Below are 24235 nucleotides of genomic sequence, written 5' to 3' on the forward strand. Positions count from 1 at the left end.
CCGTCACTGGGCCTTGATCGCCAGCGCAGGCAGGCCGCCGTTGCCGAGCTTCTGCTTGGCCTCGGCGAGCTCGGTGGCGGTGCCGTAGGGTCCCATGCGCACGCGGTAGACCGTCTTGCCCTGCGCCTGGCCGGCCTCGACCCGGGCGCTCAGCCCCAGCAGCGCGATGCGTGCCTTGAGCGCTTCGGCATCGCCCGAGGCGCTGAACGAACCGGCCTGCAACAGATAGCGGGCATCGCTGCCTGCGGCCGGTGTCGTCGAGGCCGTGGTGGTGGGCCGGGTCGGGGTCGCCGCCGGGGTGGTCGTCGGCGTTTCGCTCAGCGGCGTCGGGCCGGTGGGGGCACCGGCCAGGTCCGCGGCGTCGGGATGACGGCCCTGCAGCGCCTGCTGCTGCGCCTCGGCGCGCTGACGGCGCTCGGCCTCGGCGCGCGCGCTGGCGGCCAGCTCGGCGTCGGACATCGGCACTTCCTGGTCGGGCAGCAGGGTGTAGAAGTCGTAGTCGGCGGCGGGCGCGGGCTGCGGCGGCGCCGAGCGCGGCCGCGGTGCCGGAGCCTCGGCCAGCGGCGCGGGCGCGTCCTCGTCGAGCGCACCGGTCGCGGGCTGCGCATCGGGATTGGGACGCGGGCGGAAGAAACCGTCCTCGGCGTCGGGCTTGAACAGCCGCGGCACCGCCAGCACCACGCCCAGCGCGAGCACCACGCCAATGATCATCCACGCCCAGCCGGGCAGGCCGCCGGAGCTGCCGCCGTTGCGTCGCGCCTGGGATTTGCCGCGTCTTGCCGCCATCACATCGCCTCCGGAGCCTGCACGCCCAGCAGCGCCAGGCCGTTGCGCAGCACCTGTCCCACGGCCGTCGCCAGCGCCAGACGCGCGTTGCGCGTCGGGGCATCGTCGACCAGGAACTGGTGATCGTTGTAGTACGTCTGGAAGGCCTGCGCCAGTTCCAGCAGATAGGTCGCAATCAGGTGCGGCTCGAGCTGGGTGCCGGCCGCGGCGACGATCTCGGGCCAGCGCGACAGGTCGATCAGCACATCGCGCAGCGCCGTGTCGGTCATGTCCGGCAACTGCGCAAGTCCCTGCTGCAGATCGAAGGCCAGGCCGCGCTCGGCGAGCTGGCGCTGCAGGCCGCAGATGCGCGCATGTGAGAGCTGGACGTAGTAGACCGGATTGTCGAGCGACTGGCTGCGTGCCAGGTCGATGTCGAACACCAGCTGCGAATCAGGCTTGCGCGCGACCAGGAACCAGCGCGTGGCATCGCGGCCGGCCTCGTCGATCAGATCGCGCAGCGTCAGGTAGCTGCCGGCGCGCTTGGACAGCTTCACTTCCTCACCGCCGCGCATCACCGTGACCATCTGGTGCAGCACGTACTCCGGCCAGCCGGCCGGGATGCCGGCATCGAGCGCCTGCAGGCCGGCGCGCACGCGCGCCAGCGAGCCGTGGTGGTCGGCGCCCAGCTCGGTGATCGCACGTCGGTAGCCGCGCTGCCACTTGCTCAGGTGATAGGCCACGTCCGGCACGAAGTAGGTGTAGCTGCCGTCGGACTTGCGCATCACGCGGTCCTTGTCGTCGCCGTAGTCGGTCGAGCGCAGCCACAACGCGCCGCCGTCCTCATAGGTGTGGCCATTGGCGACCAGCGTGCCCACGGTCTCCTCGACCTTGCCGTCGGCGTACAGCGACGACTCCAGGAAATAGACGTCGAAGCTCACGCCGAAGGCGGCCAGGTCGGCGTTCTGTTCGCGGCGCAGCCAGGCGACTGCGAAGCGGCGGATCGCGTCGAGGTCGTTGGCATCGGCGGTGCCGGTCACGCACTGGCCTTCGACCTCGACCGTGGCGCCGTCGAGGCACGCGCGGGCGACATCGGCGATGTACTCGCCGTTGTAGGCATCGGCCGGCCATTCGGCGTCGCCCGGCGCCAGGCCGCGCGCGCGCGCCTGCACCGAGCGGGCGAGGTTCTCGATCTGCACGCCGGCGTCGTTGTAGTAGAACTCGCGCTTGACGTTCCAGCCATTGGCGTCGAGCACGCGCGCGATGCAGTCGCCGATCACCGCGGCGCGGCCGTGGCCCACGTGCAGCGGACCGGTCGGATTGGCCGACACGTACTCGACGCCGGCGGTCTGCGCCGCGCCGCTGTCGTTGTGGCCGTAGGCGTCGCCGTGGGTGTGCACCGCGACCAGCTGGTCGCGCCAGGCGGCCGGTGTCAGACGGAAGTTGAGGAACCCGGGGCCGGCGATCTCGACCGAGGCGATCGCATCGTTGGTCGGCAGCGCATCGACCAGCGCCTGCGCGATCGCGCGCGGGTTCGAGCGGGCCGGGCGCGCCAGCAGCATCGCCGCGTTGGTGGAAAAATCGCCATGGCTGCGGTCCTTCGGCCGTTCGACGACGAAGGCGGGCGTGGCGAGATCGGCGGGCAGCGTGCCGGCATCGCGCAGGGCGGCGATGGCCCGCTCGACGAGGGGTTCGATGAGGGCGCGGGACGAGGAGTTCACGGGCAAAGAGTGTCGCGGAGCACGGCCGGGCATTGTACGCGAGCCATCCTGAGCGGGCCGGCGCGGAAGGCGTATGCTTGCGCGCCCGGTTCTCCAGGCCCTGCGTGGACGCGCTGTTTCCCGAACTGATCTGGCTGGTGTGCATCGGCTTCATGGCCGGGCTGGTGGATGCGGCGGTCGGCGGCGGCGGCCTGGTCCAGCTGCCGGGCCTGTTCACCGCGCTGCCCCAGTACGCCCCGGCGGCGTTGCTGGGCACCAACAAGTTCAGTTCGATCTTCGGCACCGCGGCGGCGGGCTGGCGCTACGCGCGCAATGTGCGCTTCCCCTGGATGCCCGTGTTGTGCGCCTCGGCGACCGCGTTCGTCTTCGCCTTCGCCGGCGCCACCGCGGTCAGCCTGCTGCCCCGCGATGCGGTCCGGCCGCTGATTCTGGTGTTGCTGGTGGCGATGCTGGCCTACACCCTGGTCAAGAAGGACTTCGGCGCGCTGCACCGTCCGCGCGAGGTCGGCCGCCGCGAGCTGGCGCTGGCGCTGGCGATGGGGGCTGCGATCGGCTTCTACGACGGCCTGTTCGGGCCGGGCACCGGCAGCTTCCTGATCTTCCTGTTCATCCGCTTCTTCGGGCTGGATTTCCTGCGCGCGACCGCCGCTTCGAAGATCGTCAACTTGGCGACGAACCTGGCGGCACTGTCGTTCTTCGTGCCCTCGGGCCACGTGCTGCTGGCCTTCGCGGTGCCGATGGCCATCGCCAATGTCGGCGGGTCGGTGGTCGGCACGCGACTGGCGCTGCGCGGCGGTACGCCGCTGATCCGCAAGCTGTTCGTCGCGCTGGTGGTGGTGCTGATCGCGAAGATGACCTGGGACACCTTCGCGTCCTGACGGCGCGCGTCAGCGCCGGCCGCCGCCGACCTCGATGAACTGCAGGAATTCGGCCCGCGTGCGCGCATCGTCGCGGAAGCTGCCGAGCATCGTCGAGGTGATCATGCTGACCCCGCGCTTGTGCACGCCGCGCGTGGTCATGCACTCATGCGCACCTTCGACCACCACGCCCACGCCCAGCGGCGCGAGCGCGCGCTGGATGCAGCCGGCGATCTGTGCGGTCATCTTCTCCTGCACCTGGAACCGCTTGGCGTAGGCTTCGACGACGCGCGCGAGCTTGCTGATGCCGACCACGCGCCCGGACGGCAGATAACCGACATGCACCTTGCCGATGATCGGTGCCATGTGGTGTTCGCAATGGCTTTCGTACTCGATGTCGCGCAGCACGATCATCTCGTCGTAGCCGGCGACCTCCTCGAACGTGCGCGCCAGATAGGCGTCGGCGTCGATCGCGTAACCGCTGAACCATTCGCCGTAGGCGTCGGCGACGCGGCGGGGCGTATCGAGCAGGCCTTCGCGGCCCGGGTCCTCGCCGGCCCAGCGCAGCAGCGTGCGGACGGCGGCCTCGGCCTCGGCGCGGGGGACGCCGTTGCGGGCATCGTCGTGGGAAGCGCTCATCGCGACTCTCGCGGAAAAGACGCTATGGTAGCGCGGCGCCGTTCAGCGCCCCAGCGCGGGTCAGGCGTTGCGATCGGCGCGCCGGGCTGCGTCTTGCCTGGAGGCGGCGTCCATCGCGCAGTGCTGCCAAGCCGCTTCGACCGCGCCGCGCGCTTCCACCCAGCCCAGCCGCGAGGCGCCGCGGGTCGCGTTCCAGTCGCGCTCGAGTTGGGCTGCGATCGTCTCGAAATCCTCGCCCGGGTGGCGACGCCAGCTGCGCAGGCCGAGCCGATAGGCCGGTGCGTAATCCTCCCAAGTCCGGCCCACCGAGTAGTACGACGCCTGTTGCAGCGCGGCCGCAAAGCGCTTGAGCAGGGCGTCGTCGGTATCGACTGCCGTCGACGCGTCGCGGACGGGATCGGGCGCTGGATGGGCAACGAGGGCGGGGTCGGGCTTCATTCGCGTCTTCTTCCGGAAGGCCGGAGTTGGGCCGGGGCAGGTAGGGAGGAGCGTTGGCCGCACCCTATGCCCGGGCCCGTACGACAGCAGTGAAGCTCAGTGCCCAGCCACGGAATGCGTGCAGCCTGCGTTCAGCCCAAATCGGTGTGAAGGTCGGCCCTTGAAAAAACTGCAGGCCTGCCGGGCCCCGGGCGGGCGGGGTGGCATGACATTTCGCAGGGGCGCGGCATCGGGCGGCACCGCAGAATGCACGTCCGACCACCAGGAGTTCCGCCCATGCGCGCCATTGCCGCCGGTTCCACGCTGGCTCTCGCCCTGGCCCTCGCCGCCTGCGCTCCGTCTGCGCCCGCGTCGTCCAGCACTGCGGGGACCGATGCCGCCAGCGGGCAGGCCGCCCAGGATGAATCAGCGCGGCTCAATGCTTGGTTCGAGACCCAGTACGAGGCTCTGCTGCAGACCAGCCCGACCCAGTTGACCTTCCTGGGCCGCAAGGACCAGAACGACCGGCTCGACGACATGTCCGAGCAGGCCAGCCGCGACCGTCTGGCTTGGTTAAAGGCCTCGGTCGATGAGATGGAGGCGCAGTTCGACTACGACGCGCTCGATGCCGAGACCAAACTGTCGTGGGATCTGTGGAAGCGCCAGTACGAGAGCGCGCGTGATGGCATGGCATTCCTCGCCGACGGCTATGTGTTCGACCAGATGAACGGCATGCACAGCGCGTTCCCGACCTTCATGATCAGCATCCACAAGGTCGACGACGAACAGAGCTATCAGGCCTATATCGCCCGTCTGAAGGCGGCGCCGGTGATGTTCGACCAGCTGCTCGAGCGCGGCAGCGCCGCCGCCGCGCAGGGCATCCGTCCGCCGCGGTTCGCCTTCGATGGCGTGATCGACCAGTCGCGCAAGGTCATCGCCGGTGCGCCGTTCGACGACGGCCCCGACAGCGCGCTGTGGGCCGATGCCAAGGCCAAGGCCGATGCGCTGGTCGAACAGGGCAAGCTGACCGCCGAGCGTGCCGCGCAGTTCAAGGAAGAAGCCCGCGTGGCGCTGGTCGAGCAGCTCAAGCCCGCCTACGAGCGGATCATCGCGTGGAGCGAGCAGGAACGGCCCAAAGCATTGGAGAATCCGGCTGGTGTCGGCACCACCCATCCCAACGGCGCGGCGTACTACGCCTACCAGCTGCGCGAGAACACCACGACCGCGATGACCGCCGACGAGGTCCATCAACTGGGCCTGGACGAGGTCGCGCGCATTCGCGGCGAGATGGAGGCGCTCAAGACGCGCGTCGGCTTCGACGGCGACCTGCAGGCGTTCTTCGCGTTCCTCGACACCGACAAGCGCTTCAAGTATCCCGATACCGATGCCGGCCGCCAGGCCTACATCGATGATGCGACCGCCGCGATCGACAACATCCGCCAGCACCTGCCCGAGTACTTCGGCCTGCTGCCCAAGGCCGGTCTGGAGGTGCGCCGCGTGGAGGCGTTCCGCGAGCAGCCCGGCGCTGCGCAGCACTACTACCCCGGCACGCCCGACGGCTCGCGGCCGGGCATCTACTACGCGCACCTGTCGGACATGAACGCGATGCCCAAGACCGAACTGGAGGTCATCGCCTATCACGAGGGTCTGCCGGGCCATCACATGCAGATCTCGATCGCCCAGGAACTGCAGGGCGTGCCGACGTTCCGCACCCAGCAGTTCCACACCGCCTACACCGAGGGCTGGGGCCTGTACTCGGAGTGGCTGGCCAAGGAAATGCCGGGCACTTACCAGGACCCGTACTCGGAGTACGGCCGGCTGATGTCGGAGATGTGGCGCGCGATCCGGCTCGTCGTCGACACCGGCATGCATGCCAAGGGCTGGACCGAGCAGCAGGCGGTCGATTACTTCCGCCAGAACAGCTCGATCCCGCAGGCGGCGATCGAGTCGGAGATCCGCCGCTACCTGATCATGCCCGGCCAGGCCACCGCCTATAAGGTCGGCATGATCCGCATCCAGGCCCTGCGCCGGAAGGCGGAGACCGAACTGGGCGACCGCTTCGACATCCGCGGCTTCCACGACACTGTGCTCGGCGGCGGCGCACTGCCACTGGACCTGCTCGAACAGCGCGTGGACCGCTGGATCGCCGAAAAGAAGGCCGGCTGAGCCGGCACCGGCGTCGGGGTCCGCCCCCGGAAGGTGCCGTTTCCAGATCACACCTCCCCCGCCCGCGGGGGCGGTCGCCACGCGCAGCGCGGCGGGTGGGGGACGGGCCGTCGCGGGAAAGCGCCCCCACCCAACCCTCCCCCGCGATGCGGGGGAGGGAGCCAAGCGGCGCGACCCGCGCGCGTAGCGCGGACGGGCCACCTCCTCCGCAGCGCGGGGGAGGTCGGCGCCGCAGGCGCCGGGTGGGGGGCAAACGCCAGATGATGGTGTTATCAAAATCCCGACGTGTGCGGGTGACGCCTTACCCCATCGCCGCCAGCACCGCCGCCGCGAACGCCGCGACATCGAAGCGCTGTCCGGTCGGATCCTCGCCGCGGCGCACCAGCACCAGGTCGCGTGAGGGCACCACGACCACGTACTGGCCTCGATTGCCGAACGCGGCGAACGCATCGTCCGGCACACCCGGTGAGCGTTGCAGCAACCACAGCGTCGCCCCGTAGCCGAAGTCCCCCTCGGGCTGGGGGCCGGACGGCGTCGTCGCCTGCCGCACCCAGCCTTCGGGCAGCAAGCGGCGTCCGTCGGCCACGCCGTCGTTCTTGAGCAGCAGGCCGAAGCGGGCGAGGTCGCGTGCGGTCGACCAGACTTGGCTCGACAGCACATAGCCGCCCTGCCAGTCGGTTTCGGCGAAGGTGCGCGTCATGCCCACGGGCCAGAACAGATCGGTGTAAGGACGCGACAACGCGCGTGCGTCGTCGCCGGTCGCCGCGCGCAGCGCATGCACCGCCAGCACGCTGTCGTTGTTGGCGTAGCGGAACCGCGTGCCCGGCAATGCAGCCAGCGGCCAGCCGGGCGCGGCCTCCGTGACGGTCGCACCGCCGAAGTACAGTGCATCGGTGCGATTGCCGGCGGTGTCGCTGTGCAGGCCGCTGGCCATGCGCAGCAGTTGATCGACGGTGATCGCCGCGCGCGGGTCGCCGGGGCGCTGCCATTCGGGCACCGGGGCCGGGCGCGCCGGATCGAGCGTGCCTTGGGCCGCAGCGACGCCGACCAGCGCGCCGGCCAGGCTCTTGGCGATCGACCACGTGCGCTGTGGCACGTGCGGGCCAAAGCCGTCGCGGTAGCGCTCGGCGACGATGCGCCCGCCCTGCACCACGACGACCGCGGTGGTGACGTGCCCCTCGCCGAACGCGGTGGCCTCGAATGCGCCATCGAGCGCGGCCGCCAGCGCGCGGTCGTCGCCGCGCAGCGGCGCAGTCGCGTCGCGCTCCCCCAGCGGCCAGGGCCGGGTGTCGAGGTCCGGCGCGGCGGCATCGAAGCGGGGCAGCGTCGCCACCGCAGTGACGTCGGCGCCGATCGGCAGCTGCGCGCAGCCCAGGTTGGGGCGCCAGGCGGCGATGCGCGGTGGCAGGGCCGGGTCGAACGCGACCGAGACCGTGTGCGCGTCGCGGTCGACCACGGCGGTCAGCGCATCCACCTGCGCCTGGTACTCGGGATAGATCCCGCGCAGCTCGACCGCGTCCACCTGCGCCGGCGAGCGGCCACCGCCCAGGTGCGCACTGCACAGCGTCAGCGCTTTGTAGCCCGCCGCGACCGCGCGCGCATGCGCCTCGGGCGACGCCGGGGGCACGGTCTGGGCGAACGCGGGTGCAGCGACGAGCAGGAGCAGCGGCAACAGAGTGCGCATCGAAAGGTCCCAGCGGGCAATGACCGCAGTCTAGGCGGAGCTTGCCGTGCTCGGCATAATGTAATAATTTGAGTTACATGAAACGCGACAGCCGCCTCTCCTCCGTCCTGCACGTGCTGCTGCACATGGCCCAGCACGACGGCCCGCTGACCTCCGAGACCCTGGCCCGGGCCTTGGGCACGAACCCGGTGGTGGTCCGACGCACACTGGCCAGCCTGCGCGAGCGCGGCTACGTCGCCTCGGCCAAGGGGCCGGGCGGCGGCTGGACGCTGGGCTGCGACCTGCGCGCAGTGACATTGCTCGATGTGTATCGTGCGGTTGGCGAACCGACCGTGTTCGCGATGGGCCATCGGCTGGCGCAGCCCGCGTGTCTGGTCGAGCAGGCCGTCAACGAGGCACTCGACCTCGCCTTCCGCGATGCCGAGGCGCTGCTGATCGCGCGCCTGGGCGAGGTGACCCTGGCCGAGTTGGCCGCGTCATTCGCGCGGCGCATGCCGCATGTCCCCTTTGCCCCCTGCGAGCGCCCCGACCATGCCTGACCCCGCCGCGTCCTTCGACGCCGTTGTCGTCGGCGGCAGCTATGCCGGCCTGTCGGCCGCGATGCAACTCGCCCGCGCGCGCCAGCGCGTGCTCATCCTCGATGCCGGCCAGCGCCGCAACCGCTTTGCGTCCGCCTCGCACGGCCTGATCGGCCAGGACGGCCGTGCGCCGGACGCGATCGCCGCCGATGCCCGCGCCCAGGTGCTGGCCTATCCGACCGTCACCTGGCGGCAGGCGACCGCGGTGCGCGCCGATGGCGGCATCGGCCTGTTCGCGGTCGAGGACGACGCCGGCCAACGGGTGCAGGCGCGCCGGCTGGTGCTGGCGACCGGCGTGATCGACACATTGCCGCCGATCGACGGCCTGCAGGCGCGCTGGGGTCGCAGCGTGTTCCACTGTCCGTATTGCCACGGCTACGAGCTCGACCGCGGCCGCATCGGCGTCATCGCCATCGGCGAGATCTCGATGCACCACGCCCTGATGTTGCCCGACTGGGGCGCGGTGACGTGCTTCCTCGACGGCCGCTTCGTGCCTGACGAGAGTCAGCGCGCCGCACTTGCCGCGCGCGGCGTGCGGATCGAGCCCGCGCGGATCGCCGCGGTGTCCGGGCATGCGGATGTCGTGCTCGAAGACGGACGGCAGATCGCATGCGACGGCCTGTTCGTCGCCAGCCGCACCCACATCGCCAGTCCGCTGGCCGAGCAGCTCGGCTGCGCCTTCGAGGATGGGCCGCTGGGCGCCTTCGTGCGCACCGACGCGATGCAGGCCACTTCGGTGCCCGGCGTCTTCGCCTGCGGCGACGCCGCGCGCGCCGCGCATAGCGTCGCGCTGGCGATCGGCGACGGCGCGATGGCAGGCGCGGCGGCCCATCGCAGCCTGCTGTTCGACTGAACCGGCCGGCGTGGCGCTTTGCCCGTCCTGCACACACGCGGCATCATGGTGGGCTGGAACCCGCCCACACGACGAGACCCGTGCGCATGAAGCGATCGAAGACGACGGCCCTGCTGCTGATGGGCGCCGCGCCCCTGCTGTTCACCGCCTGCCAGCGCGAGCAACCAGTGCAGATGCAGGAAGGCCTGTTCACCTCGGTCGAGCGCTGCACCGAGGCCACCGGCGATGCGTCCAACTGCCGCGTCGCGTTCGAGCAGGCGCGCCAGCAGGCCGCCGACGCCGCGCCGCAGTACGGCAGCCGCGAAGCCTGCGCGCGCGACTATCCGGCCGAGGACTGCGTGGAGCAGCGCACGACGGCCGGGCACTCGTTCATCGGGCCGATGATGGCCGGCTTTTTCCTGTCGCAGATGATGAGCGGCAACCGCGCCGGGCTTGCGCAGCAGCCGGCCGCGGGCCAGGCGCGCGGCGCGGCGGCCGCGCGTCCGCAGGCCACCCCGGCCTGGCGCAGCAACACCGACGGCTGGCTGCGGCCGTCGGGCGCAACTGCCGCGGGCCGGGCCGGCCTGACGCCGGTCGCCGCCACCCCGGATCGCGCGATGACCGCGCAGCGCGGCGGCTTCGGCGCCTCGGGACGCGGCCGCAGCAGCGGCGGCTGAGCATGCGGCGGATCCCGATCGTCGAGCGCGGCGACTGGCGCGCGCGCGCTGCCGAGAGCGGTTTCCGCTTCCACACCATCGACGGCGCCCGCTACTGGGACGAACGCGCCTATTACGCGTTCACCCTGCGTCAGATCGAGGACGACCTCGAGGACCCGAGCGCCGAGCTGCACGCGATGGCGCTCGACCTGGTCGATGAGATCGCCGGCAGCGATGCGCTGATGCAGCGCCTGGCGATTCCTGCGCCGTTCCGCGACTGGGTCGCCGAGAGCTGGCGCCGCCGCGAGGGCCATCTCTACGGGCGTCTGGACTTCGCCTACGACGGCCAGGGTCCGGCCAAGCTCTACGAGCTCAACTACGACACCCCGACCTCGCTGTTCGAGGCCGCGTTCTTCCAGTGGCAGTGGCTGGAGGACCAGCGCGAGGCCGGTCGCCTGCCCGCCGAGGCCGACCAGTTCAATTCGATCCACGAGGCGCTGGTCGAGCGCTTCGGTGTGCTGTCGATGCAACTGCCGCCGCCGCTGCTGTTCGCCGCCTCGCGCGCTTCCGAGGAAGACCAGGGCACCGTCGACTATCTGCGCGACTGCGCCGCCCAGGCTGGCCTGCATGGCGCGCCGATCGCGATCGAGGATGTCGGGCTGTCGGACGACGGCCGCTTCACCGACCTCGACGATGGCGTGATCGGCACGCTGTTCAAGCTTTACCCGCTCGAAGACCTGTTCGCCGAGGACTTCGGCCGCGCGCTGCCGGGCTCGGGCCTGCGTCTGCTCGAGCCGCCGTGGAAGGCGCTGCTCAGCAACAAGGGCATCCTGCCGCTGCTGTGGGAGCGCCACCGTGGCCATCCCAACCTGCTGGCCGCACAGTTCGACGATGGCGGCGCGCTGCCGGCCGGCTGGGTGCGCAAGCCGCTGCATTCGCGCGAGGGCGCCAACGTCGCCATGCACCTGCCCGACGGCCGCTGGCTCGAGAGCGAAGGCCCCTATGCCGGCCCCTGCATCCGTCAGGCCCTGCACCCGTTGCCGCAGTTCGACGGCCACTATCCGCTGGTCGGCAGCTGGGTGATCGGCGATGTCGCCTGCGGCATCGGCATCCGCGAGGACGACGGCCCGATCACCCGCGACAGCGCCCGCTTCGTGCCGCACGCGATCGTCGAGGACGACGCGCAGGCCACGCTCTACGCCTGAGCGCGCGGATCAATCGCAGGGACGATTCCCTGCCTTGCGTGCGCGGACGCCGAGACGCGCGATGCGCAGCAAGTGCTCGCAGCTCTCCACATCCGCCAGAGAGGCACCGGGCAGATCATGCTGCCTGATGCGCATCGCCGGCCCGTCCCGCTCGATGTCGGACAGCAGGTCGGTGGCCTGCCGCTTGAGTGCCGTCACGAGTTCGGTGCGCATGAAAGTGAACTGAAGTACCACGTTGAAAACGTGCCAACTGGTCTCGTGGCGACCGCGTCAGCTCGCCGAGGCCGCCTCGCGTGCCTGGCGCCAGCGACGCAAGCGACCGCGGGCATTCGCATAGGGTGAGGCGGTGTTGAACTGGATCATCCGGCCGCGCGTCCACTTGCCGTACCAGGGACGCCCGTACAGTGCGTCGTCGTCGAAGCCTGTCACCAGTGCGACAATGCGCGCCTTGGAGGCCTGCAGCCGCGCCACCAGGGCGTCGAACGGCACGTCGGCGTAGGCCGCGTAGAACGATTGCGCCAGGCGGCCCAGCTCATTCCATTTGAAGCCGGCCGCGGGAAAGACGATCTGTGCACCCGCCGCCTCCTCGGCATGCCAGGCGAGCACACGCTCGTTCCAGCCCACCAGGTAGGCGACCAGATCGCGCGGGCGCATGCGACTGGCGGCGACATGGCCGTCCATCGAGGCCTCGTCGATGGCCTCCGCCGGCAGCCTGTCGAGTTCGCGCATCAGCGCAGAGAATTCCTTGTCGATCGCCGTAAGCAGCGCGGCGCGGTCCTGGGGGACGGTCATGGGATCGGCTCTCCGGGCATTGGGGCCCGGCTGCGCGCAGTATTGTCGATGTTCGCGCCCACCGGGATGCGTCCCGATGCCACGCGCACCGCCGGCGCCTGCGATCATGTGCGCATGACCGAGCCCACTGCGTTCTCCTCCCTCCCGCTGTCGCCCGCCCTGCTGCAGGGCGTCGCCGCCCTCGGCTACACGGCGATGACGCCGATCCAGGCGCAGGCGCTGCCGGCCATCCTCGCCGGCCGCGACACCATCGCGCAGGCGCCCACCGGCAGCGGCAAGACCGCGGCCTTCGGGCTGGGCCTGTTGCAGCGGCTCGACCCGGCGCGCGTGGAAACACAGGCGCTGGTGCTGTGCCCCACGCGCGAGCTCGCCGATCAGGTCGCGCGGCAACTGCGCCGGCTCGCGGTCGGCATCCCGAACCTCAAGGTCTCGGTGCTGTGCGGCGGCATTCCGCTGGGGCCACAGCTCGCGTCGCTGACCCACGACCCGCATATCGTCGTCGGCACCCCCGGACGCATCCAGGAACTGACCAAGAAGAAGGCGCTGCACCTGCGGCACGTGCGCACGCTGGTGCTCGACGAGGCCGACCGCATGCTCGACATGGGCTTCGAGGAGCCGATCCGCGACATCGTCGGGCGCACGCCCAAGACCCGCCAGGGCCTGCTGTTTTCGGCCACGTTCCCCGACGACATCCGCGCGCTGGGCGCGGCGATGCTGCGCGACCCGGTCAGCATCGGCATCGGCGGTGACACCGAGGCGCCGGCCATCGACCAGCTCTGCTTCGAGGTCGAGCCCGCACGCCGCGCGCCATTGCTCGCCGCGCTGCTGCTGCGCTATCGGCCCGAGTCGGCAGTGGTGTTCTGCAACACCCGCGCCGACGTGGCCGAAGTCGCCGGCTCGCTGGCGCACTACGGCTTCGCGGCGTTGGCGCTGCACGGTGACATGGAGCAGCGCGACCGCGACGAGGTGCTGCTGCAGTTCGCCAACCGCAGTTGCGCCGTGCTGGTGGCCAGCGATGTCGCCGCGCGCGGTCTCGATGTCGAGGACCTCGCAGCGGTCATCAATTTCGAACTGCCGCACGACCCCGACACCTACGTGCACCGCATCGGCCGCACCGGACGCGCGGGTCGCGCCGGACTGGCGCTGAACCTGGTGACACCCAGGGAGTTGCCGCGCACGGTGGCGATCGAAGCGCACCTCGGCCAGCCGCTGCGCTGGGAAAAGCTGATGCCGTTGTCCGGCAAGGCGACGAATGTGCCGCCCGCAGCCATGGCCACGCTGCGCATCGACGCCGGCCGCAGCGACAAGTTGCGGCCCGGCGACATCGTTGGGGCGCTGACCGGCGAGGCCGGCCTGCACAAGGAGGCGATCGGCAAGATCGATGTGTTCGCGACCCGCAGCTATGTCGCCATCGCACGCGGCCAGGCCGCACAGGCGCTGGCACGCCTGCGCGAAGGCAAGATCAAGGGACGGCGATTTCGGATCGCACGGCTCTGACACCACGCGTCGAACGCGCCGTGACGGACGCGCTCAGTGCCCGCGCCAACGTGCCCACAGCGCGCGAACAGCCGCGTAGACCACGCCGATCGCCAGGCCAAGGCCGATCCACTGCAGCAACGTCATCGTCGATCTCCTTGGCCGGGGTGGCAGACCGGCGCACGCCATGACGGCGCGGCCTGGGGCAACGCAGTGTCAGCCCTGCACGCGGCCGACGTTCTTCTCGTCGTCGGTGGCCTCGCGCACCTCGGCCACTTCGACAGCGAAGTGCAGCGTCTGGCCGGCCAGCGGATGGTTGCCATCGATGCGCACCTGCGTGTCGGTGACATCCACCACAGTCACCAGCACCGCGCCCTGGCCGCCCTGGGCCTGGAACTGCATGCCCGGCTCGACGGTATCCACGCCCTGGAACGCCTCGCGCGGCAGCACCTGGACCAGCGCGTCATTGCGCTCGCCGTAGGCCTCCTGCGGCGGCACATCGACGGTCAGCGTGTCGCCGACCTTGCGGCCCGCCAACGCCTTCTCAAGGCCCGGGATGATGTTGCCGGCGCCGTGGAAGTAGCGCAGCGGCTGGCCTGCGGGCGACTTGTCGAGCACCTCGCCGGCATCGTTGGTGAGGGTGTAGTGGATGCTGGCAACGCGTGCAGCGGCGATCTCCATGAGGATCTCCTTGAGATTCGAATAAAAGGGGGAGGCGTGGCGGAAGACGAAAACACCGGACGACACACGGTGTGGCTGACCACCACGCCACCCTACCGGGCGGGCCGGCGCCACGCAAACCGGCCCGCGGTCGCCGCTGCGCTGCGACGAAGGCCAATCGACCGCGCAGGGGCGTCGCAGCGCGGCCGAACCCCGATGACGCGAATATGAACCGGGGCGCGTGCCCCTAGGGCGGACCCCAGATCCTGGCACCTACGGCCGCGATTACGGTGTCAGCCATCCACCGTGCTCGCAGGCGGTGTCCCCTTTCCGATCAGGAGAAACGACATGACCGATGGCGCTTCCGGCGTTTCGGGTGGTTCTGGTGCAGCGGATGCCGCCAACGATGCCGCACAGTCCGCGGCCAACGACGCTGCCGCAAGTGCCGTCGAATCGATGGGCCCGGCCTCGGCCGAGGCGGTGAGCTCGGCCGAGGCCGCTGCCGAGGCCGCCAAGGTGGGCGATGCCTGCACCGCCGAGGCCGCCTTGTCGCGCGCCGAAGCGGCGGCATCGCAGACCGCGCAGGCGGCGCAGACGGTGGCCGACATCGCTGCGCAGACCCCCACCCAGGTGACCGAAGCGGCCGCTGCCATCGCCGCCGAAGACGCGCAGAACGCGGCCGCCGCCGTCGATGCCGCGCGTCAGGCAGTCGAGAGCATGCGCGAAGACCTCGGCGTCAGCGGCTGCATTTCCCAGGCCCCGACCGAGCCAACCCAAGGCCTGGCCCTGAACACCATCGAACAACTCTGGACCTAAAACCGGGGTCAGAGTCATTTTTCTTAGCACCCGCGGTGCAACACCGGGGTCAGGTTCGCTTTTCCCCGCAGTGACGTCGCGGCTGCTGTTTGCTGAGGGAAAAGCGAACCTGACCCCTGCACACTGACCGCATCGCGGGGATCAGGGTTTGGCGTCGACTTTCAGGTCGCCCGGCTGGATCCAGCCGCGGCGCCGCATCGGCGCGGCGATGGCCAATGTCAGCAGCGCTGGCGCGAGGAAATGCAGCAGGCCGATCGACAGCCATACCGACGGCGCATTTCCCATGGCCGCCAAGGTGCCGACCTGGCCGACGAAGCCGCTGGTGCCCATGCCCGAGCCTGCGGGCACATTCTGCATACCGAAGCCCAGGGTCGCGACGGGGCCGAGGATGGCGCCCGCCAGCGTGGGCGGGATCCAGATCCGCGGGTTGCGCACGATGTTGGGCAGTTGCAGCATGCTCGTGCCCAGGCCCTGGCTGAGCAGCCCCGACGTGCCGTTCTCGCGCCAGCTCATGACCGCGAAGCCGACCATCTGCGCCGCGCAGCCCGCGGTCGCCGCGCCGCCGGCCAGACCGCCCAGGCCCAGTGAGATCGCCAGCGCCGCGCTCGAGGTCGGGCCGGTCAGGATCATGCCCATCACGACCGCGATCAGCACGCTCATCAGCAACGGCTGCAGCGTCATCGCCCATTCGATGGTCTGCCCGGTCACCGCCAGCACGTTACCGATCACCGGCGCCAGCGCGTGCGCAGTGGCGAAGCCGGCGACCAGCGCCGCAGCTGGCGTTGCAATGATGTCGATCGGCGTGGTGCGGCTGACCAACTTGCCGATCTCGGTCCCGACCGCGACCGCGACGAAGCAGCCGACCGGCCCGCCGAGCTTGGCGCCCAGCAGCCCCGTCGCGGCGCTGGCGAAGATCACGATCGGCGGACCTTTCAAGCCGTAGGCCACCGCCACGCCGATCGCAGCCCCCATCGCCTGCTGCGCCATCGTACCGGCGTCGAGCAGCCAGGCCTGGTGGGTCCAGCCGCCGACGGTCTTGAGGATCAGCCCGATCACCAGCGAGCCGAACAGGCCCAGCGTCATCGCGTTGAGCGCCTCGATGCCGTAGCGACGCAGCGAGAACTCAATGTCGCGCGCGCGCAGGAAGGACGTCAGGGACATGACCGTGCCGGTACAGGAAAAAACGGGACGGCCTGGACGGACCGCGCGGATCGAACGAGCGCGCAAGGATAGCGGCTCGGCGGCTCGGCGGCCCGCGCGTACCTCAGCGCGGGACCAGCGTGATGTTCGAATGCGCGGCGAGGATCTCCAGCACGATCTCGAAGTAGGTCTGCCCGGTGCCGGCGGCCAGCGCGTCGAGCTGGCGCTGCACGTGCGCCACGTTGAAGCGCTCAGGCTGTGCCAACTTGGCCTGCAGGAACCGGCACGTCGTCTCCACACCCAGGTCCTGCCGGTTCTTCTCGAACGCCGACCACACCAGCGTCACCGGTGCATCGCCATCCAACGCGCCATAACCGCCGTAGAGCATGTCGTCGAGCGCATCCAGACTCGGCCCGAGCGTCCAGTCGACCTCCGCCATGAAGACGCGGTTGATCTCGTCGTAGAACGACGGGATGTCGTGGATCCGGGTGCCGTCGAGCAGCAGCGATTTGGACGCGGTGGGCAAGGCGGTCGGCATCGAGTTCGCGAAGAGACGGAGCCTGATGGAAGCGGTTGGAAAAGTGAACCTGCCGATGGCTTGGAGATCGATCCTGGCTGTCCTGGCCATCAAAGGGACCAGCGGGCACAGTGGCAGTTGGACAAGCCGGTCGTGTGGCCGTCCGGCAATGAGCTGCGTGACCTTCGTCCAATCGGCGACACTTCTGGAATTCATTCAAGCGCTAGCCGAGGATAGGCATGAGACGCGTACTGATCGTTCTCCTTGCGGTGTTCGCTCCATCCATAGGCTTCGCAGGGTTGCCCTTCGAGGCCACGCTCGAAGAAATGAGTCAGCGTGCTGATCACATCTTGATTGGCCGCGTCATCGGCGTTGACATGATCGACGAACACGGAACACCTGTTCTGGACCGAGCGGCGAGGACGGGTCCTGGGCTGACAAATACCATCAGGCTTGTGATCACGGTCGATGAGGTGCTCGTCACGAGCGCCGCGATTGTCCCGAAAGTGCTGTCAGTGCCGCTTGCAAGCCACTTGCATTACAGTCTCGGACAAGTGGCGGACGCGCACGAGGGCGATACGGCTGTGCGCTTGTTGCTGCTTCAAGGTGAAGAATTTATCGGGATAAAGCCGGGCGTGTTCATGCGTCCGATGCGTGACAAGGACGAAGCGCTTCGCCTCCACCACGCTGCACATCCGTAGGCCTGATCTGCAGTTCCGTTCAACCGCGGGCTCCTTCAGGTCTCGACCCAGTTGATGCATGCGCCCGCATCTGCAGGCATCTCAGGCGACTGGTACGCTGCAGGGCCATGACTTGGTGCACTGGCTGTAGCGGTTTTGGAGCATGAGGACGCTGCCGGTGCAGCGACGCTCCTGGCTGTGCAATTGGGACGTGCAAACAGTGGGTTGACAGCACATGGCCGCTCAATTTCTCGAATCTCGGAGTCTCCGAGGGGGCCTTTGGCTCGTGCTCGTTGGGAGCATTGCTGGCGCCCTGTGGTGCTCCAATCTGTTCGTGTTTCACTCCTGGGCGGCGGATGCGCCGCCTGGCGATACGGAGCTTCATCTCCACTGGGCCAAGATGTCCGCCGCGATCGCCGCGGCGTTGCTTGCCGTGGCGTTGCTCGCCGGGTACGGAATCGTCGCAATTCGCAAGGGTCACAGGCAGAGGGCTGTTGGATGCATGCGCCCGGTCGATGACAGCGGCGGCAGTGAGGCTGGACCTTCTGAGGGTGCTGATGGCACTCGATAGCTAAGCTCTGCGCCGGTCACTCCGTCACCGAATTAACGAAATATTGACAACGCTGCAGCCCGGTCCCACAGTGCGCGCGCCCGGATGGGCATCCACTTTCTGGAAGGACCTGAATGAAGCACACCCTGATTCTCGCCGCTGCCCTCGCGCTGGCCGGCGTCTCGACGCACGCCGCCGCCAGCGGCGCTTTCCTCCGCGCCGAGGTCGGCAGCGCGGACACCGAGGCCCGCTACGGCGGCCTGCGCGAAAGCGACTCGGACACCTCCGCGCTGTTCGGCGGCGGCTATTGGTTCACGCCCAACATTGCCGTCGAAGGCCATGCGGGCACGCTATACACCGAAGACCTGGGCTACGACACCGATTTCGATCTGGTGACGTTTGGTGTGGGCGTGGCGTTGAAGCACAATTTCGGTGCGGACAGCACCGGCTTCTTCGTCGGCGCGCGCGCGGGCGTGGCGCGCATGGTGGCGCAGATCCGCGAGGACACATTCGATGTCGTTGACGACGAGGGCTCGACCAAGCCGTACTACGGCGCGACGCTCGGTTACGACATCAACCGTCGCTGGGGCCTGAGCCTGAACTACACGCGTCATCGCGGAGAATTCTCGGGGATCGAGGTCGATGTGGAGAACGTGACCGTGGGCGGCGAATTCCGCTTCTGATCCATCGGCAAGGCCGTATCGCGGCGGCAGGTCCGGCATCGGGCCTGCCGTCGTCGTTTCAGGCGACCGCCAGCGCCATCAGCGCTCGACCTCCCGATACGCCCGCACATGCTCGATCAACGCGCGCAGCTTCGGCGGCTGGTGCCGGCGGTTCGGGAAGTACAGGAAGAAGCCGGGGAACGGCGGCAGGTAGTCCTGCAGCAGCGGCACGAGTTCGCCGCGTGCGAGATAAGGCGCGAATGTCTCTTCGATGCCGAACGTGATGCCGCCGCCGGCCAGTGCGGTGCGGATCATCAGCAGCATGTCGTTGGTGGTGATCTGCGGCGCGACCTGCACGTCGAACGGACGGCCGTCCTCGACGAACTCCCAGCGGTGCGGCGCCATGGCCGGCGTCATGCGCCAGCCGATGCAGCGGTGGGCGACGAGATCGCGCGGATGTGCAGGCACACCGTGGCGGGCGAGGTAGTCCGGCGCGGCAACGGCGACTTCGCGCTGCGGGCCGGTCAGCGGCACGGCGACCATGTCCTGCTCGATCACCTCGCCCAGGCGCACGCCGGCGTCGAAGCCCGCGGCGACGATGTCGAAGGTCTCGTCGGCCACGGTCACATCCAGTGTGATGCCGGGATAGGCGTGGGCGAACGTCGCGATCAGCGGGCCGGACAAAAAGCGCTCGGCGATCGAGGTGACGGCCACGCGCAACAGGCCGCGCGGCGGGCCGTCGTCGACGGCTTCGTCGAGCGCGCTACCCAACGCGGCCAGCGGCATGGCGATTTGGCGATGCAGGCGCTCGCCGGCCTCGGTCAGGCGCACGCTGCGCGTGGAGCGGTGGACCAACGCGATGCCAAGGACATCCTCGAGCCGGCGGATGCCCTGGCTGACCGCCGAGCGCGTCACCCCGAGCCGGTCGGCGGCGGCGCGGAAGTTCGGACCTTCGGCGACGGCCAGAAAGACGCGCAGCAGGTTGAGGTCGAGTTCCATTGGTTAGCCAGTCTAACCAATACGTCCAGTGGCAGGGGAATTCCGGTCGTCTGGCGCGACGCCTACCGTGGGCGCTCCCCACTGGAGGACATCTCATGCAGACCCTGACCGACCGCATCATCCTGATCACCGGCGCCAGCAGCGGCATCGGCGCGGCCACGGCGCGCGAGCTCGCGGCCCGTGGTGCGACCGTCGTGCTCGGCGCGCGGCGGACCGAACGCCTCGACGCGTTGGTCGCCGAGATCGTCGCTGCCGGCGGCCGCGCGCAGGCGCGTGCGCTGGATGTCGTGTCGCCCGACGACATGCAGGCCTTCGCCGACCACGCGCTTGCCGTGTACGGACGCATCGATGCGATCGTCAACAACGCCGGGGTGATGCCGCTCTCGCCGCTGTCGGCGCTCAAGCGCGACGAATGGGACCGCATGATCGATGTGAACCTGCGCGGCGTCCTGCATGGCATCGCCGCAGTGCTGCCGACGATGGAACGGCAGGGCTTCGGGCACGTGGTCAATGTCGCCTCGATCGGCGCGCACCGGGTGTTTCCCACATCGGCGGTCTACTGCGCGACCAAGTACGCGGTGTGGGCATTGTCGGAAGGCCTGCGTCAGGAGACCGATCGCCTGCGCGTGACGGTGGTCAGCCCCGGCACTACGACTTCAGAGCTCGCCGACACGATCACCCATACGGGCGCGGCCGAGGGCATGCGCGATTTTCGTCGGATCACGATCGCGCCCGAGGCGGTCGCTCGCGCGATCGCCTATGCGATGGAACAGCCGGCGGATGTCGATGTCAGCGAAGTGGTCGTGCGGCCGGTGGCCAGTCCGTATTGAGCCCGCGATCGCCGTCCCGTGTGGCCTTCGCAAACGATGGCCCGTCCGAGTTCGACTTCCCGCGCGCGGGCAAGTGCCGTGCAATGGGAGCATTCGACATCCGCGCTGCAGCCCGGGCTTGCCACTGTGCGTCAGCTTCAGTCCGCGGTCGTTGCAGGTGATGGCGTCTCGGCGTCTCCTGCCGACGCATGGGGTGCGTCGGCAGGGCCGCGATCGGCGAGCAGACCGTTGAGCCGGTCGACGAGACGCGGAATGGAGCCTTCAGAGTAGCCGCGCATGATGTCCGCCGTGTTGCCGTGCCGGTCGATGATGAACACGTAGGGGACCGAGGTGACGCCGTATGCCGCACTGATCGCCCCGTCTAGGTCGTGGGTCCAGGTCACCGTCAGATCCTTGAGCTGGCGCCGCAGCGTGCGATAGGTGCGGACATCTTCCTTGAAGTTCACCAGGACGACGTCCAACTGGTCTTTGCCGACTTGCCGTTGCAGCCCTTCGAGTACGGGCGTGTACTTTCGGCAATACCCGCACCAGGAGGCCCAGAAGGCCATCACGACGACCTTGCCGCGCTGTTCGCTGATGCGATAGGTCGCCCCATCTGGCATGAGACCGATCACATCGGGTGGTGGCTGGCCAATCGTGGGCAGACCTGCACTGGCTGACAGCGGTGCGCCCAGCATGCATGCCAGGAGCCAGCCCACGATGATGCGTGTCGTCATTCCATGTCCCCTGTGTGCGCTGGCGGCCCGTTGCGGGGCGCTTCCGTTGTCCCGGCGCCTGCATGCGCGGCAGGACCATCGGCGATTGCGCATCGGGCGTCAAGCGCGATGAGATCCGTCCATGCGCGCTTCCATCGCGCGCCGATGCCGATGCACGCGGCATCCTGGGCAGGTGGCGCCCGGCATGCCGCTTTCATACGATCTTTGCGATCGCCGCCGCACACTCGTGGCTCCCTCATCAGGAGCGATGTCCATGGGCCTGTTCTCCAAGATCACCGACCGCATCTTCGGCCGTAAGGCCACCCCCGCGCCGCCGGCCGAGACCAAGCAGCCCAAGGCCGTCGTCTTCACCGGCAGCGAGGACGATCCCAAGGTGTCGCCGCCCGCCCGCAATCCGGCGCCTGCGGCACCTGCTGCCGAGCCGGTCGATGTCGAAGCGGTGTTGAGCGGCATCGCACAGGAAAAGGGCGGCAAGTCCGACTGGCGGCATTCGATCGTCGACCTGCTGAAGCTGCTCGACCTCGACTCCAGTCTCGACGCCCGCAAGGAACTGGCCACCGAGCTTGGTGTGTCCGCGGGCGCGCATGGCAGCGCTGAGCAGAACATCGCGCTGCACAAGGCGGTGATGCGCAAGCTGGCCGAGAACGGCGGCAAGGTGCCGGCCGAACTGCGCGACTGACGCATCTGCGTGGCGGCGGTCCGGTGCGCGGACGCCGGACCGCCCAGTTGAGGCGCGGGCATCTGTCGCGATGTCGTGCAGTGCCAAGCGCCCCCCAATGGGCGATGGCAGTAAGGCGAGGCGACGACAAAGGGCCACCTCGCGTTAGGATGCCGCACTCCCCGGTCGTCCCTCCTGGCATCCGCATGAAGGTCCGCTTCCCCGACGCCTTGCCGGCGGCATGAGCAGTGCAGCGCGGCGTGCGGACGCCCGAACCGAACCCCGTATCGAACGTCTGCAGCCGTGGCTCGCCGCGCTGGGCAGCGTGCTGGTGCACGTGCTCGCGGTGCTACTTCTGCTGGCGTCGACGCCGGTGACCGTGACGTCGCCGCAGGGCGCTTCGTCCGGCAGCCGGATGGTCGTGGACTTCATCGGGATCCCGCCCCCACAGGCTGCCGAGGCGCCACCCAGCCCGCCGCCGCCCGTGCGCCCGCCGGTCGCGCCGCCGCCGGCGGCCTCGCGCCTGCAGACCACGCGCGTCGAACGTGCGGAGATGGCCCTGCCGCCGGACAGACAGGCGCCTGCGGACGTGCCGGTGGACCCGCCCCGCCCGGCGCCACAGCCCGCGCCCCCACAGATCGTGCCGCCACCAACGCCCGCGCCTGTGCAGGCACAGGCCGCCAGCCCGCCGGCGCCGCCGCGGCGCGACCATACCTGGGGCCAGCCGCCGGGCATGTTGCCCACCGAGACCGCGCCGGTGAATGCCGGGATGACCCGCAGTCCGACCGCCGGACGCACGCGCGGCCGCGATTCCGACGCCGACCATCCCAGCCTGGAGGTGGGCGGCTACCAGGTCTATTACGACCTGCGCAGCGAGACCCGGCTGCAGGCCTGGCGCGACCAGGGCATGACCGAGGTGTTCCTGCCGTTGCCCGGCACACGCAAGCTCATGGCCTGCCCGCTGGAGACAGCGCTGCGGCGCGATTCGGGGCCGTGCCGCCTGATCGATCCGGAAGACCCGGCCGTGGCCGGCATCGGCGATGCGCGCGAGGTCATCAACATGCAGCAGGTCTATCGCCGCGGCGAGCCGGTTTGGCGTGGGCCTGGGCCGTACCGCTGATTCCGCGCGGACGTGGGCCGAAGCCGGGGTCAGGTTGGCGTATCGACGTCGTCCCAGTCGGCATCTTCGAACTGCACCAGCCAGTTGAGCGCGTGATGGCGCTCGGTCACCACGCCACCGATGAGGCCGCCGGCCGGTGCCTGGTTGTCGAGCTGTGCCTGGCGGACCAGCCAGTGCAGCCGCAGGTGCAGGTCGAGGGCATCGAGGATCTCGGCGGCCGGGCGCGGCGTCGGCAGTGTCGGCAGCGTGCCGTCGGCCCAGGCGAGTGCCCGTTGCGCACACTGCGGGACATCGCAGATCCGGTCCGGGAACGGCAACGCGTCCGATAGTCCCATCGCCCACTGCAGGACCGCCAGCGCTTCGTAGCGCCACACCGCATCGATGGTCTGCTGACGCGTCGGCGACGCGTCGTGCAGGAAGGCCGCCTCCTTGGGTGACAGCGCCGGCCAGCCGGCTGCCAGGCGTGCGCGGATGTCGGCCAGTGGTAACGGGTCGCCTTCATTCAGTGTTTCGCCGCGAATCGCCACCGCCATCAGCGCCAGCATGCGGCCTGCCATCGCGCCGGGGTTGCGCAGGACGGCCTCGCCCTCGCCGACGACAGGCGGCAGCGAGGCCGGGACGCGCAGCGACCTCGCGGCCAGGGCCTCCAATGTGCGCGCGCGGCGATGCTGCGCGTCGGCGGGATAGGGCACCTCGGCTTCGGGGTCGGCCCCTGCGCCGCCAACCAGACATCGTCCGTTCGGTGCATGGACATTGCCATCGGCGTCCGCGTAGATCGCGTTCGCACGTTCCGCCCACTGCTGGAATGCCGGCAGCGCATCGTGTGCGATCTCCACCCGATGGTGCCAGCGTGTGCGCTGCAGATGACGGAACGTGTGGTAGCGCTGCGCCGTCATCTGCTCGCGCGCGACCTGCATGACCTCTGCAATGCGCGTCTGCAGGTGTGCGGCCAGCGCCGGATCGTTGCGCCCCCAGCGGGCGTGGTGCACGTGCGGCACATCGAGTGGCGGCGGATCGCGCAGGGTGATGTAGGTGTCGAGCGTCAGCGTCATGCGGGGACAGGGAGGTGGGGGTGGCAGGGGCGAAGAGCTTGCCAGAC

At 69.6% G+C, this 24235-nt stretch carries 26 protein-coding genes; 13 read left to right on the forward strand and 13 right to left on the reverse strand.

Going from position 1 to position 24235, the window contains the following annotated elements:
• Window positions 1-3: 3 nt before the first annotated feature.
• Together FHW73_RS02810 and argS are read right to left on the reverse strand one after the other, a co-directional pair.
• Entirely contained in the window at window positions 4-786 is a 783-nt protein-coding gene (locus tag FHW73_RS02810) for an SPOR domain-containing protein (RefSeq protein ID WP_183425170.1), read from the reverse strand.
• The gene (gene argS, locus FHW73_RS02815) at window positions 786-2486 is read right to left on the reverse strand and encodes an arginine--tRNA ligase (protein WP_345776137.1); all 1701 of its coding nucleotides are present in this window, start codon (window positions 2484-2486) and stop codon (window positions 786-788) included. Before argS ends, FHW73_RS02810 begins: the two co-directional genes overlap by 1 nt.
• Before the next feature lie 77 nt (window positions 2487-2563).
• Here argS and FHW73_RS02820 point away from each other — a divergent pair, with 77 nt between their 5' ends.
• Window positions 2564-3364, forward strand: a complete 801-nt coding sequence (locus tag FHW73_RS02820) for a TSUP family transporter (RefSeq protein WP_255492553.1) — start codon at window positions 2564-2566, stop codon at window positions 3362-3364.
• Window positions 3365-3373: 9 nt separating this feature from the next.
• Here the strand turns inward: FHW73_RS02820 and folE are convergent, their stop codons facing one another.
• Window positions 3374-3982, reverse strand: coding sequence for a GTP cyclohydrolase I FolE (gene folE, locus FHW73_RS02825; protein WP_183425172.1), 609 nt, complete (start codon window positions 3980-3982; stop codon window positions 3374-3376).
• Between the two features lie 60 nt (window positions 3983-4042).
• Window positions 4043-4420, reverse strand: a complete 378-nt coding sequence (locus FHW73_RS02830) for a hypothetical protein (RefSeq protein WP_183425173.1) — start codon at window positions 4418-4420, stop codon at window positions 4043-4045.
• Between the two features lie 276 nt (window positions 4421-4696).
• On the opposite strand from FHW73_RS02830, the gene FHW73_RS02835 reads away from it, so the two are divergent.
• Window positions 4697-6565, forward strand: coding sequence for a DUF885 domain-containing protein (locus tag FHW73_RS02835; RefSeq protein WP_183425174.1), 1869 nt, complete (start codon window positions 4697-4699; stop codon window positions 6563-6565).
• A 301-nt stretch (window positions 6566-6866) separates the two neighbouring features.
• Here the strand turns inward: FHW73_RS02835 and FHW73_RS02840 are convergent, their stop codons facing one another.
• Complete coding sequence (locus FHW73_RS02840; RefSeq protein WP_183425175.1) at window positions 6867-8249, reverse strand: serine hydrolase; 1383 nt, start codon at window positions 8247-8249, stop codon at window positions 6867-6869.
• Between the two features lie 77 nt (window positions 8250-8326).
• On the opposite strand from FHW73_RS02840, the gene FHW73_RS02845 reads away from it, so the two are divergent.
• The 4 genes from FHW73_RS02845 (at window position 8327) to FHW73_RS02860 (ending at window position 11520) form a co-directional block, all read left to right on the forward strand.
• Window positions 8327-8788, forward strand: coding sequence for an Rrf2 family transcriptional regulator (locus FHW73_RS02845; protein ID WP_183425176.1), 462 nt, complete (start codon window positions 8327-8329; stop codon window positions 8786-8788).
• Window positions 8781-9680 carry an NAD(P)/FAD-dependent oxidoreductase gene (locus FHW73_RS02850; protein ID WP_183425177.1) on the forward strand — a complete coding sequence of 300 codons (900 nt, stop codon included), beginning with the start codon at window positions 8781-8783 and terminating at the stop codon, window positions 9678-9680. Before FHW73_RS02845 ends, FHW73_RS02850 begins: the two co-directional genes overlap by 8 nt.
• 86 nt (window positions 9681-9766) lie before the next feature.
• Window positions 9767-10336, forward strand: coding sequence for a DUF1190 domain-containing protein (locus FHW73_RS02855; protein WP_183425178.1), 570 nt, complete (start codon window positions 9767-9769; stop codon window positions 10334-10336).
• A 2-nt stretch (window positions 10337-10338) separates the two neighbouring features.
• Window positions 10339-11520 carry a glutathionylspermidine synthase family protein gene (locus FHW73_RS02860; protein ID WP_183425179.1) on the forward strand — a complete coding sequence of 394 codons (1182 nt, stop codon included), beginning with the start codon at window positions 10339-10341 and terminating at the stop codon, window positions 11518-11520.
• 9 nt (window positions 11521-11529) lie between these two features.
• Here the strand turns inward: FHW73_RS02860 and FHW73_RS02865 are convergent, their stop codons facing one another.
• Together FHW73_RS02865 and FHW73_RS02870 are read right to left on the reverse strand one after the other, a co-directional pair.
• The gene (locus FHW73_RS02865; RefSeq protein ID WP_183425180.1) at window positions 11530-11733 is read right to left on the reverse strand and encodes a hypothetical protein; all 204 of its coding nucleotides are present in this window, start codon (window positions 11731-11733) and stop codon (window positions 11530-11532) included.
• 57 nt (window positions 11734-11790) lie between these two features.
• Window positions 11791-12312, reverse strand: a complete 522-nt coding sequence (locus FHW73_RS02870) for a ClbS/DfsB family four-helix bundle protein (protein WP_183425181.1) — start codon at window positions 12310-12312, stop codon at window positions 11791-11793.
• A gap of 114 nt (window positions 12313-12426) precedes the next feature.
• Here FHW73_RS02870 and dbpA point away from each other — a divergent pair, with 114 nt between their 5' ends.
• A complete protein-coding gene (gene dbpA, locus FHW73_RS02875) occupies window positions 12427-13809 on the forward strand; it encodes an ATP-dependent RNA helicase DbpA (RefSeq protein WP_183425182.1) in 1383 nt (460 codons plus the stop codon).
• A gap of 195 nt (window positions 13810-14004) precedes the next feature.
• Here dbpA and FHW73_RS02880 read toward each other — a convergent pair whose 3' ends face one another.
• Window positions 14005-14469, reverse strand: a complete 465-nt coding sequence (locus FHW73_RS02880) for a peptidylprolyl isomerase (RefSeq protein WP_183425183.1) — start codon at window positions 14467-14469, stop codon at window positions 14005-14007.
• Between the two features lie 285 nt (window positions 14470-14754).
• On the opposite strand from FHW73_RS02880, the gene FHW73_RS02885 reads away from it, so the two are divergent.
• Window positions 14755-15264 (forward strand): hypothetical protein, encoded by a 510-nt coding sequence (locus tag FHW73_RS02885; protein WP_183425184.1) that lies wholly within the window; start codon window positions 14755-14757, stop codon window positions 15262-15264.
• Window positions 15265-15405: 141 nt separating this feature from the next.
• Here the strand turns inward: FHW73_RS02885 and FHW73_RS02890 are convergent, their stop codons facing one another.
• Together FHW73_RS02890 and FHW73_RS02895 are read right to left on the reverse strand one after the other, a co-directional pair.
• Window positions 15406-16425 (reverse strand): PTS sugar transporter subunit IIC, encoded by a 1020-nt coding sequence (locus FHW73_RS02890; RefSeq protein ID WP_183425185.1) that lies wholly within the window; start codon window positions 16423-16425, stop codon window positions 15406-15408.
• A 103-nt stretch (window positions 16426-16528) separates the two neighbouring features.
• Window positions 16529-16930, reverse strand: a complete 402-nt coding sequence (locus FHW73_RS02895; RefSeq protein WP_255492556.1) for a barstar family protein — start codon at window positions 16928-16930, stop codon at window positions 16529-16531.
• A 230-nt stretch (window positions 16931-17160) separates the two neighbouring features.
• Between FHW73_RS02895 and FHW73_RS02900 the strand changes: the two genes are divergently transcribed.
• Together FHW73_RS02900 and FHW73_RS02905 are read left to right on the forward strand one after the other, a co-directional pair.
• Window positions 17161-17622, forward strand: a complete 462-nt coding sequence (locus FHW73_RS02900) for a hypothetical protein (protein WP_183425187.1) — start codon at window positions 17161-17163, stop codon at window positions 17620-17622.
• Window positions 17623-18285: 663 nt separating this feature from the next.
• Window positions 18286-18834, forward strand: a complete 549-nt coding sequence (locus FHW73_RS02905) for an outer membrane beta-barrel protein (protein WP_183425188.1) — start codon at window positions 18286-18288, stop codon at window positions 18832-18834.
• A 78-nt stretch (window positions 18835-18912) separates the two neighbouring features.
• Here FHW73_RS02905 and FHW73_RS02910 read toward each other — a convergent pair whose 3' ends face one another.
• Window positions 18913-19812, reverse strand: a complete 900-nt coding sequence (locus tag FHW73_RS02910) for a LysR family transcriptional regulator (RefSeq protein ID WP_183425189.1) — start codon at window positions 19810-19812, stop codon at window positions 18913-18915.
• Window positions 19813-19907: 95 nt separating this feature from the next.
• Between FHW73_RS02910 and FHW73_RS02915 the strand changes: the two genes are divergently transcribed.
• Window positions 19908-20642 (forward strand): SDR family oxidoreductase, encoded by a 735-nt coding sequence (locus FHW73_RS02915; protein ID WP_183425190.1) that lies wholly within the window; start codon window positions 19908-19910, stop codon window positions 20640-20642.
• Window positions 20643-20779: 137 nt separating this feature from the next.
• On the opposite strand, the gene FHW73_RS02920 is transcribed toward FHW73_RS02915, so the two are convergent.
• Window positions 20780-21358 (reverse strand): TlpA disulfide reductase family protein, encoded by a 579-nt coding sequence (locus FHW73_RS02920; RefSeq protein WP_183425191.1) that lies wholly within the window; start codon window positions 21356-21358, stop codon window positions 20780-20782.
• 121 nt (window positions 21359-21479) lie between these two features.
• Between FHW73_RS02920 and FHW73_RS02925 the strand changes: the two genes are divergently transcribed.
• Together FHW73_RS02925 and FHW73_RS02930 are read left to right on the forward strand one after the other, a co-directional pair.
• Window positions 21480-22037, forward strand: a complete 558-nt coding sequence (locus tag FHW73_RS02925; protein ID WP_221187394.1) for a DUF3597 domain-containing protein — start codon at window positions 21480-21482, stop codon at window positions 22035-22037.
• Between the two features lie 220 nt (window positions 22038-22257).
• Entirely contained in the window at window positions 22258-23136 is an 879-nt protein-coding gene (locus FHW73_RS02930) for a type II toxin-antitoxin system RelE/ParE family toxin (protein ID WP_183425193.1), read from the forward strand.
• 29 nt (window positions 23137-23165) lie between these two features.
• Here FHW73_RS02930 and FHW73_RS02935 read toward each other — a convergent pair whose 3' ends face one another.
• Window positions 23166-24188, reverse strand: a complete 1023-nt coding sequence (locus FHW73_RS02935) for a DUF4272 domain-containing protein (RefSeq protein ID WP_183425194.1) — start codon at window positions 24186-24188, stop codon at window positions 23166-23168.
• Window positions 24189-24235: the final 47 nt, after the last annotated feature.

This window comes from Luteimonas sp. RC10, assembly GCF_014192745.1.
In the GTDB taxonomy this organism is placed as follows: Bacteria; Pseudomonadota; Gammaproteobacteria; order Xanthomonadales; family Xanthomonadaceae; genus Luteimonas.